This is a genomic window from Bacteroides sp. AM23-12, assembly GCF_003434395.1.
GTDB lineage: Bacteria > Bacteroidota > Bacteroidia > Bacteroidales > Bacteroidaceae > Bacteroides > Bacteroides thetaiotaomicron.
On record NZ_QTLF01000007.1, the window covers coordinates 83,480 to 94,544 of the forward strand.

The following is an 11,065-nucleotide window of genomic DNA, read 5'->3' on the forward strand; positions in this document are numbered from 1 at the left end:
ATGGCTATATTAGAACAAAAAATAATAAGATTAAAAGAATTGACGATTGATTGGGGTTATTCAAAGCGTAATATTGAGCCTTCTATAAATGAAAAGAAAAAGGTTCTGCCTTACGCTTATCCATGTGATAATTATATTAATGTTATTATGTCCAACTCCTTTGTGCGTAAGAGCTTGCATCTTGTTGTTGATCGATATTATAAGAACCGGATAGATAAGATTCGGTTAAATAGTCAGAAAGTTACTGAGATGAATTATCCATATTTATTTTTGATTGTGCAAGAATGCTATCAATCACTGAATGTTACTAACTATCCGGAGATAATGGTGACGAATCAACTGAAGGGCATTAATGCATTGAGTGTCGGAACGGATAAATCACCTGTTATTTTGCTTAGTAAAAAATCGGTGGCTTGTCTCACTGATGATGAGTTGAAGTTTATGATAGGACATGAATTGGGACACATTCTTCAGAAAAATATGATTTGTCACATAGTAAAGGGATTTCTGGATAACTTAAATAACTCTTCTGAGGTTTTAGGTCCGATAATTTCAGATATGATTGATGTGCCATTAAATCTGTGGCATCGTTGTGCTGAATACACAGCAGACAGAGCCGGTTTATTATGCTGTAAAGATATCAATGTTATAAAGCGACTCTTTTATCGTATAAATAAAAACTATATGAAAAAGACTGGTATGTTGATGGAATATTATGAATTGAGTAATATTCATCCTGTTTATGCCAAGCGCATCTCGGAACTGGAAATATATTATAATCATTTTGTGGCTGCGGAGATAAAGAAGAACATTAATCGGGGTTTTTGATAAAGAATAAGAAATAAATAAGATATGATTAGGAACAAGAAAATTCTCACAGGTTTAGATCATTCCCAATATGAGCATCCCTTCGATCAAAAAGCATTGAAGGCTTTAAAAGCTACCCCGGGATTGAGTATGGTTGGTAATTTCATAGCCAAACATATGATAGAGAAAGTATACACAGTTCAGTATACTGGTAGTAACTTGAAGGTGACAAAAGATAATTATCCTAAAATTTATGAGTATTTGCAGTATGCTTGTGAGATATTGGATATGAAAAAGGTGCCGGACTTATATATTCAATGGGGATATGATATTAATGCTTGTACTGTGGGAGCTGAAAATCCTATTATAATATTAAATTCCGGGCTCATAGATCTTTGCGATGATGATGAAATAATGTTTGTAATTGGTCATGAATGCGGACATGTAAAGAGTAATCATATGCTTTATCATATGATGGGGCAAGTGATAAATTACATTATTGATTCTATCCCATTCGGAAGTATTGCTGCTGCTCCATTACAGTATGCTTTGTTTTATTGGGATCGTATGTCTGAGTTTACTGCTGACCGTGCAGGGTTGTTATGTTGTCAGAATAAGGATGCAACGATCAGGGCATTTATGAAAATGGCAGGTATGCCGATCAAACAATATAATGAGATGAACTATCAGACTTTCATCCAACAGGCTACTGCTTTCAAACAATTAGATTATGAAGCATTGAATAAAGTTATAAAGTTTATATCAATTGCAGATGCTTCACATCCGTGGACGGTTATGAGGGCTGCTGAATTACTGAACTGGATAAATTCCGGTGCATATGCTAATTACGTGCAAGAACAAAGAAAAACGTCTGATTTAGAAGATTTGTTTAACAACTTAAACTAAAATTATATGACTCCAATTGTCCCTATTTCGAATTCTCACTATTTAGGTGTTGACCTTGGTACAACAAACTCATGTGTCTCAATTTGTGTAAATGGTGCTATCAAGGTCTTAGACGTGGAAGGTATTGATAAGAAAACGATTCCTTCTGTTGTGCGCTTTCCCGATCGGAAATTAGATGCTGCTGTAGTAGGTAGCGCAGCCAAAAGATATATTATTATCAAACCTAATGAAGTGTTTAGTTCTATTAAATCGTTAATGCAAAGTGACGGTTGGTCACAGAATGAGGATATAAAAAACAAATTTACTTTTGAGGATAAAACTATTACTCCAACTGACATTGCTACGCATATACTTCAAGCTCTACGTGATCATGCCCAGAACTCTGAGTATGGGAAGGATGGGAATTTTGATAAAATAGTTCTTTGCGTTCCTGCGAATTCCACAGCGATATATAAGAAGCAAATAGTGGAGGCTGCATTAGCGGCAGGTTTTGGCGTGCGTAATCCTCAAACAAATGAACTTGAAACAGAGGCGAATGGCACTCCTGTGGGGATTATCATTTTACCGGAGCCAACGGCGGCAGCTCTGGCTTATGGTTTTAAATCCGGGTATTTTGAAATAGAAAAGTCGAAAGAGGCAAATATTCTGGTTTATGATTTTGGTGGAGGAACTTTCGATGTTACGATTCTTCATATTGTGTCGGAGAGGGGAGTCCAACCAAAATTCTCAGTGTTAAATACTCGCGGTATAGCCAAGCTGGGTGGGGATGATATTGATTATGCTTTGATGAAGATTGTTGCGGAGCAATTCTATCAAGAGACGGGTATTGATTTATTAGATCCGCGAAAAGATAATAAAGGTAATCGTCCGAAATTTATTTATGAGGCGCAAGCTGTTCTAAAAGAGTTGGCGGAGAATAATAAGATAGAGTTTTCCAATCCTTCAGTAGAACAAGTTCTGTTTGAACATCTGAATCTTATTGAAGACAAAGATGCTGAAGTGCCTTGCAATTTGGATTGTACGATTACAAGAGAACAGTTTATGCAGGCTATTACACCGATTATTGATAAGAGCTTGGATTGTGTCGAAGAATCTTTGAAAGAAGCCAATTTGTCAATTGATGATATTGACCGGATAGTGTTGGTCGGTGGGTCAAGCAAGGGATGTTGGGTAAAAGATGCTATTTCAAAACGCTTTAAAGAGGCTTATGTTGCAGATAATGTTGATACTATAGTATCTCAAGGAGCCGCTATATTCGGGGGATATGCCACGGGCGATTTTCCACCACCGATAGGTGACCCGAATCAATCAGAGGTGGGAGTACCTTCCGTCATTAAGCCTACACCTTCTGATAGTATTATTAATAATGTAACGACTCATCATATAGGAATTGAGGTAAATGGTGGCTATTTTTCTCCTATGATTGAAAAAGGGCTTAAATTTGACGAAGATCATAAGGAGTATTCATATATGGCTCGTTTCACCAATCCGGATGACAGTGGGCAAGTGTTTATCATTGGGTGGTCAACGCAAAAAGATGTTGATATAAAAGTTGATACTAATGGAAAGAAAACATCTTCTGTCTCTGTCCATAAAGAAGAGAATGGAGAGAAATATTTCAATTATATAGGAGAGTTTGTATTGTCATTTGAGAAAGCAGCAGCACATTCTCTTAATATCGAAGTAACATTAACTGTTTTTAATGATAATCGAATTGCTATTTCTGCCAAATTAGAGAATGGCACTCCGGTAACTGCAGATTGGAATTACTAAAAAATATATATAGAAAGGGAATCTGAAATGATAGTAAGAAAGTCAAGAAAAATATTAGGTATAGATCTTGGAACAACCAATTCGAGTGTATCTATTTATGAGAAAGGATCACTGCCTGTGATTCCGATAGATGGGGCCGGGAATCTTTCTATGCCTTCTGTGGTACGCTTCGTCGGAAGAAAATTAGATGAAGTAAAGGTTGGTAGTATTGCTAAACGTCATATTATACTGAAACCAAATGAAGTGTTTTCTTCAACCAAATCTTTGATGAAAAGTGAAGACTGGAAAGATGATCCTTTTATGCGAGATAAATTCAATATTGAGACAGAGCAGCTTTCTCCTGTAGATATTGCAGCTAAAATCCTTGAAGAGTTGCGTGATAAAGCTCATAATTCTTCATATTGTGATGGCAATTTTGAACGTGTGGTTATATGTGTGCCTGCTAATTCCGGAGCTATTTATAAGCAACATGTATTAGAAGCTGCGGAATTAGCGGGATTCGGTGAGACCAATGATAATGGGGATTTAATTCGTACTGATAATGGTCGTGCATCAGGTATTTATTTGTTGGAAGAACCAACAGCTGCTGCTTTGTCTTATGGTTTAAAGATGGGCTTCTTTGACCCCGAGAAGAAAAAAGAGCAGAATATTCTAGTATATGATTTTGGTGGTGGAACTTTTGATGTAACGATTTTAAATATTGTATCTAAGGTTGGAGAACTTCCTGATTTTAATGTGTTGTCGACAAAAGGCATTGCTCAGTTGGGTGGGGATGATTTAGATTGGGCTCTGGCAAAAATCGTAGCACAACATATTGAAGCGGAAAGTGGTATCAATGTTTTGACTGATCCTAAAACTGTTGAAGCTAAAGCGATGCTTAAGGAATTGGCCGAAGAAAAGAAAATAGATTTTTCTTTAGGGGAAACAGAAATAAATTTCTCTATAAACCATATGCCGATAGGAGATAATGATTATAATGGAGATTTTATCGTGTCAAAAGATGAATTTATAAAAGCGATTACTCCCCTTTTGGATAAATCTATCGCATGTGCCAAAGAAGCGATAAAACAAGCTAATATCACAATTGATGATATTGATCGGATCATTTTGGTTGGTGGTTCAAGCAAGGGACCTTGGGTTAAAGATTCTATTGTAGCAGGTTTGGGAAAGGAACCTTTTCAATCGGATAATATGGATACTATTGTATCTCAAGGTGCTGCTTATTATGGAGCTGCACTGCCGGGGGAGGGACCTGAGATTATTCGGAAGTTATCTCATCATTATGGTATTGAGATAGAGAATGGTATTTTTGCTCCGATGCTGATCAAGGGAACCGAAATCCCTAAAGAAACACATTCACTCTCGTTCAAAACAACGTTTACAAACTCCAATGAAAGTGGTTCGGCGACCATTACCGGCTGGATTACTCAGGAGGCGATAGAGATTACTACTCTTGAAAATGGAGCACATGTCTCTTCTGCGTATGTTCATCAACAGGATGAAGAAGAAACTCCTTTATTTACATGGATTGGTGAATATGAAATGCGTATTCCCAGAGTCCCACGTGGTACATTGAAAATAGAAACGACGATGACGGTATTTGATGATAATACAGTAGTTGTGGAAGCTCAATTAGAGAATGGAGAGGCGGTAGAAATCAATTGGAAGTATTAACTTAAAAATAAAGAAATGGGTGTACCTATTGGTATAGATTTGGGCACGACATATAGTGCAATTGCAAAATGGGAAAATACTCCCGGACACGTTGGTGCTAATGTTTATCATGTACCCTTGGAAGGTGGATATACGATGGCATCTAAGGTGTTTATGCAAGATGTGAATGACAGAACAAAATACATTGTTGGGCAGGCTGCTTTGAATAAGGGTGCATTATTGCCGGATATGTATTTCTCTGCTTTTAAGCGTGGAATGGACCAAAATGCGACCATACGAAGAGGGGATTTTTCCACAACCCCTGTTGAGTTGTCTTCTATAATACTTCGTGAATTACTAAAAGTGGCAGAGGACGTAGAATCTCCTAAAACATTCGTTCCGGAAGGGTTAGTTGTATCTGTGCCTTATTATTTTACTGAAGTACAGAATCAGCATACTGTTGAGGCGGTTCGTCTAGCCTTGGATAGTTTATATAAAGGGAGGCCCGGCTATTCGGATAAAATATTTTTAAGATTGATTCCAGAGCCGGTTGCAGCAGGTTTAGATTACGTTTTTGAGCATCCTAATGACATAAAAGATGCCAAGGTTCTGATTTTCGATTTGGGAGGTGGGACATTTGACGTTACGGTATTCCACATACTAAATGATCTAGATAAAAGAACAGTTAAATTTAAAGTACTTTCTACCGGAGGGGATGCCCGCTTAGGCGGTGAAGACTTTGATGAATCTCTAAAGGAGTATGTTATCGCGTCCGAGGGTATTGATATTGACAGTTGTCCTGAAAAAGGCAGTATTAAAGATCGAATACTTTTAGCACTTAGTAAAGAAAGTACACGTTGTAAATGTGCTTTGTCTGTTGCTCCGGACGACACAATGATTGTTGCACCATTTTTTTATGATTCCAAAGCTTTAGATAAAGTAATACAACAAAGTGAATTCACGGATTGCGTTAAGGGAAATTTAGGTTTAAAAGTTGACTTCTGCGCTAAAATAGATGATGTAATAACTGAAACAGTTGACGCTTCTGGTCTAAGACTTAGCGATATTGATCGTGTTGTGCTCATTGGAGGCTCAAGTCGTATACCTTGCATCAAGAAACTTCTTAGCCGAAAGTTTTCGGATAATAAGATATTCGAAGGTAATATAAGTGAAGGTGTTGCAAGAGGTGCAGCTCTATTGGCTGCCAGTATCTTGGATAAGAATCATAACGCGAATAATCATCTTGCCAGATGGGATAGTGTTGAAATAATTGAGAATACGGCTCATTCGATTGGTGTTGTTACGTCCAATGGTCGGGTGGACCAGATAATAGGACGGAATGTTATGACTCCGGCTAGGGGAACTAAATTGTATCAACCGCAATCTTTATCTGCTGATGGGCAGTTTGTTGAACTGAATAAGATTGATATACGTCAGGGAACAGCTAATGTCGGCTATGTGGAATTTCCCAGGATTTGGGCTCATGGTCGTAAGCCAAGTGACATAATTATCAAAGTTGAGTTGATTGCTGAGTCGACTTCAATTAAAGCTTTGATTACTGTCAAAGGTGGAAATGAAGACGGGTCAGATCTTTTCGTAGAGAAAACATTGGATTTTTATCAGAGTGGTAATAATGTAACAACTTTATTATGAGTGAAGAAAATAAGAATGAAATATTGATGCGCACACCAAATGCTGTTCCGGTAGAAGGTTCGGAAGCGAACATTAATGAGGCTTCTGTAACAACATCGGAAGAAAAAATAGTTGAATCTGGTCAAGAAATGGTTTCTGAGAATCAAATAGAAGAAACCAATGAAGAATCTCTCAATCCTCTTTCAAAAGAGCAAATGGTTTTGTTGCAAAATATGAAGGATGAAATAGATAAGATGTCATTGGATTTTGAAGAAGTGAGAAAGCGAGAGTGTTTCTATAAAGAACAATTCTCGTTGATTAATCGTCTTGAGGATCAAATGCAGTATATGAAAGATACTATTATTAAGGCCAATTTTGACTTTGAGAAATCTTTCAAAGAATTTTCGAATGCAATTTTACAGACAGAATTATTGTCGAAATATTTTGATTGTATTTGTTTGCCAAATCATATTAATGATTCAGAAGAAACTAAGCGTTGGGGAGATATTTTAAAACAAGTAATTGAGGAAGATGCCCAAAGTGTGACACCTATGGCTATTAAAGTTCAGTTAAATAAACTTGAACCGAATACTTCTTTTCCATTACCTTTAAATATTCCTTATTGGAGGATCAAAACCAGTGTTTTTACAAATCCTCTGTTTAACAAGCTTGCAAATACTCAGACAAAGCAGTTTTTTCTCTATTTTAAATATTTGGATGGTGTTGAATTGAAACTTAAATCTTTGCTGCTTAAAATTTTGCAAATGGATAAATATGGTCCTCTTTATGATAAGAGAGCAGAGGTGTTTTCTGTTTTGGAGAGTGAATCACTGATATTAGTCTCATTGACAAAAGATGAAGATATTTCAGAAGAAAGCATTAAAGAAATTCAGTCTTCTTTAGTACACCGTATGGATGTTGGAAATGATGATGATTTTGCACTACAGTGTATTATTGATGCTGCTCAGGCATTGATTGATAAATTGAAGGTTTTGACTGGAAAAGATTCTATGATTGATAATCTGTTGTATGATTATACGAATCTGTTCCAAGATGAGGTGGATGGTTTGATTAAGTTATTATATAAGAATGTATTTGCTGATTTATATCGCCTTGTGAATGCCATAAGAAGTGATCTTAATAAGGTTTCCGGACTTATAACAGAAGATATTGCAGAGATGCGTTGGAGCGAAATGTTGTGTTCAATGCGTACTATATGGATGAACTACTTGTTAACTCTTAATGTATCGATACATAACGAAGTAACACATGGGACTAAGTATGATGATGTGGAAGAATTTTGTGATATAGTAGCGACAGAGCCACAATCAGAATATGAAACCGGAATCATTCAAGAGGCAACCGCACTTGGTTTTGATTTAAATCTTCCGGGATGCCCGAAGGTTATTCTTGAAAAAACTAAAGTTGTAGCATATTGTAAGATCTAATTTGTTATCTCATGTTAATTCTTCCGTCACATAGTAAACCAATCACAGGATTGAGATTAAATCCTCCTATAGGGTTGGATTTTGGAACTTCTAATTCTGTAATTTCGTCTTTTGCAGATGAACTGCATCGAAGGGGAAGTTTCGTTTATAGCTTACCTGTTACTGGATCTTTTATGTACCCATCTTTGGTATACCACGAATCTAAATCAGGAATATTGAAGGGTGGGGTATTGGCTTACAATCGTCGCAACTTAGAACCCGAAAATATAATCCATTCAATAAAACGACGGATTCTTGAGGAGGAAGTGGAGGTCGGTGGACGAAATTTTGATGTAAAAAGAATTATATCGGAGATTTTGATAGGACTTTTACGAGAAGTCAAATCTACGGAGCTGGAGATGCTGCCTCAAATGGTTACGCTGACAGTGCCATATTATTTTAAGCAGTTACAGAATCAGATCATTAAAGAAGCGGCTAATATTGCTTTTAAAGAGGTTTTTGGTTTAATTCCGAAAATTGAATTATTGCCAGAACCAGTTGCTGCGGCAATCTATGTTTTATTTCAAAACAAGTCATTGAATATCAGTGAAAGGACGTTATTGGTTTATGACATCGGAGGAGGGACGTGTGATTTGACATTGGTTAGGTTTTCTATTAATCGTGTTAATGTGGAGTTTGAGGTGTTGGCCAATGATGGTGTATCTGATTTAGGTGGTGATGATATTGATAATTTGCTTTGTGAATATGTGATTCAGAGTGAAGGTATTGATTACCATGCATTATCAAAGTGTGATCAGAAAAGGCTGAGAGGATTACTTTTAAACGAAGTAGAAAAGGCAAAGAAGATATTGTCGTCATCTGATATCGCGAGTGTGATAGTCACGAATTTACCTTCTTCTGCGGGAAGAACTTTTATAGATACTGAAATCAGTCGAGACACATTAGAGTCGTTGATGTCTATGGGAAACAATAGCATAATAGGAAGAATTCAGTGCTGTTTAGACCGATTGATTTCCAAAGCCGGTACTCATGCTGTCAACATAGATACAATTGTTCCTGTTGGAGGTACTTCTAGAATTCCGTTGATACAGAGATTATTTAAAGACTCCTTTTCGTGTGCTGAGTTTTTAGAAAGTGATGATGAGGATATATTTTTAAATGTATCGAAAGGTGCGGCGATATATTCGGCTCTTCTTGTAGAAGGCATCAACCCTTTTGGTCCTTCTATAAAAGCTTTTTCTGTGGTTACTCGAGTACCTCATGCTATAGGTGTTGAGAAATATAATCATCAAATAGAACAAATGATTAAAGAAAATTCTGTAACACCATCAATAGGGAGACAGGTATATTACCCAACAAGGTATAATGAAGATTGTAGTTTGGTTTTGTTAGATAAATTATCTATTTATCAAGGAAATGGAACACATACTAATGATTCGGATATTTTACATGTCGGAGATGTTGATTTGTCGAAATACTCTATTTATGCACATGGTAGATCATTAGAAAAAATACCGATTGAACTGGAATTGGAAGCAGATTCTACAACTGTTAAAGTGAATGGTTGTATTCGTAACAGTCAATTGGACGGTTCGGATATTATATTTAATGAAACGTTAAAAATGAGTTAATAATGAAATCAACATATCTTATAATTATAGGTTTATATTTCTGGACTTCCTTTTTGTTTGCTCAGCAGTCTAAGGAACAGCAGACTCACGTCATAGTTGCTCTAGATATGAGGTCCGGTATTCAAGATTTCTGGACAGGTGAGGTTCGTAATGCAAATAAGGACTTAATTCCTTTGTATATTAATTCTTTGCTTAATGAGGAAGGGGTAGAAAAAGGTGTTATGTCTTGGGGTAACTATTGTTTGAATCAACAGTCATCTAGAATAGATGATTATGTGAAAAAATGTTTTGTAATGAAACCGTTTGCAGATAAGAGGGATATTGCTTTATTATGGAACTCTGTACAGAATACCCGATTTTCAGGTGTCTACTATTCTGTAACAAGTATTGCAAAACCTTACTCTTTTCTTGCTTTTCAAGCGAAAGCTGATGATAATAATTATGTGAATAGAACTTACTTGATTCTTATATCAGATTTTAAGTATAATGGTAATAATGATTATTATGATGAGTTGAAGCATGTTGAGGGATTTACAGTGGCAAAACGATCAGAAATCATTAAAACTGTCGAAAAAGTGGCTCATAATTATTTTTGCCGTTGGATTGCAGAAAAAACACTAGATGGTGGGTATATGGATCTATACGAATTTGTTCCCCTTCAGCAATATTTCTCACTTGAAGCAATTGCTGACTTTCCACATGAAGTTACGGCTAAAAGAACGAAGTCTGGCTATCGTGTAAATTTTGGTTTGTCTCATTCTTATGATAACCCCAACTATGAGTTGATGAAAACAGAGGTACAGCTCTTAAATTATGATATTATAACATTGAATGGATATGAATCATTTGAGTTGGATTTGCCGCGAGAACAAAACTCTCCTGATATTAATTTGTCTCTTAAATCTTGGGTACGACTGAAGGATGGTGTTTATAACCGTACAGTGCTTCATCCGGATGGTTCTGAATTGCAAGGGGCAAAAGGACTTAATCGGGAAATTCATGTCATTTTTGAATCAGATACAAAGATCTTGGGCTTTATTCCTTTAAGCCAAGTTTTGTATAAAGCTTCTTTTTGGACTGATAACCAGGATGTAGCTGCAAGCGTGTGGGGTTGGATTTTTATAATCGTTTTTGTAATCATTGCGATAGCTATTGTCTTGTTAATAGTCAAAAATAATTTGGAGTATAAAGATAATGGTACATTTAAAATATAAA

8 protein-coding genes are annotated in these 11,065 nt (G+C 36.3%); all 8 read left to right on the forward strand.

The features are described from left to right. From DW640_RS09235 to DW640_RS09270, 8 genes are read left to right on the forward strand one after another with little or no spacing between them, the layout of a single operon-like run. Complete coding sequence (locus DW640_RS09235) at nt 1–828, forward strand: M48 family metallopeptidase (RefSeq protein ID WP_117577913.1); 828 nt, start codon at nt 1–3, stop codon at nt 826–828. 24 nt (nt 829–852) lie between these two features. Next, complete coding sequence (locus tag DW640_RS09240; RefSeq protein ID WP_117577915.1) at nt 853–1,713, forward strand: M48 family metallopeptidase; 861 nt, start codon at nt 853–855, stop codon at nt 1,711–1,713. Nucleotides 1,714–1,719: 6 nt separating this feature from the next. Beyond that, nucleotides 1,720–3,486: an Hsp70 family protein gene (locus tag DW640_RS09245; protein WP_117577917.1), complete on the forward strand. Its 1,767-nt coding sequence runs from the start codon at nt 1,720–1,722 to the stop codon at nt 3,484–3,486. 27 nt (nt 3,487–3,513) lie between these two features. After that, nucleotides 3,514–5,160 (forward strand): Hsp70 family protein, encoded by a 1,647-nt coding sequence (locus tag DW640_RS09250; protein ID WP_117577919.1) that lies wholly within the window; start codon nt 3,514–3,516, stop codon nt 5,158–5,160. 15 nt (nt 5,161–5,175) lie between these two features. Continuing rightward, complete coding sequence (locus DW640_RS09255; RefSeq protein ID WP_117577921.1) at nt 5,176–6,792, forward strand: Hsp70 family protein; 1,617 nt, start codon at nt 5,176–5,178, stop codon at nt 6,790–6,792. Next, the gene (locus DW640_RS09260) at nt 6,789–8,219 is read left to right on the forward strand and encodes a hypothetical protein (protein ID WP_117577923.1); all 1,431 of its coding nucleotides are present in this window, start codon (nt 6,789–6,791) and stop codon (nt 8,217–8,219) included. The genes DW640_RS09255 and DW640_RS09260 overlap by 4 nt, the downstream gene beginning before the upstream one ends. 50 nt (nt 8,220–8,269) lie before the next feature. After that, nucleotides 8,270–9,850 carry an Hsp70 family protein gene (locus tag DW640_RS09265; protein WP_158562593.1) on the forward strand — a complete coding sequence of 527 codons (1,581 nt, stop codon included), beginning with the start codon at nt 8,270–8,272 and terminating at the stop codon, nt 9,848–9,850. A 2-nt stretch (nt 9,851–9,852) separates the two neighbouring features. Next, nucleotides 9,853–11,064, forward strand: coding sequence for a hypothetical protein (locus tag DW640_RS09270; RefSeq protein ID WP_117577927.1), 1,212 nt, complete (start codon nt 9,853–9,855; stop codon nt 11,062–11,064). The last annotated feature ends 1 nt before the right edge of the window (nt 11,065 follow it).

Coding starts and splice junctions, on each gene's coding strand:
- DW640_RS09235 (WP_117577913.1), top strand. CDS start 1: ATGGCTATATTAGAACAAAAAATAATAAGATTAAAAGAATTGACGATT.
- DW640_RS09240 (WP_117577915.1), top strand. CDS start 853: ATGATTAGGAACAAGAAAATTCTCACAGGTTTAGATCATTCCCAATAT.
- DW640_RS09245 (WP_117577917.1), top strand. CDS start 1,720: ATGACTCCAATTGTCCCTATTTCGAATTCTCACTATTTAGGTGTTGAC.
- DW640_RS09250 (WP_117577919.1), top strand. CDS start 3,514: ATGATAGTAAGAAAGTCAAGAAAAATATTAGGTATAGATCTTGGAACA.
- DW640_RS09255 (WP_117577921.1), top strand. CDS start 5,176: ATGGGTGTACCTATTGGTATAGATTTGGGCACGACATATAGTGCAATT.
- DW640_RS09260 (WP_117577923.1), top strand. CDS start 6,789: ATGAGTGAAGAAAATAAGAATGAAATATTGATGCGCACACCAAATGCT.
- DW640_RS09270 (WP_117577927.1), top strand. CDS start 9,853: ATGAAATCAACATATCTTATAATTATAGGTTTATATTTCTGGACTTCC.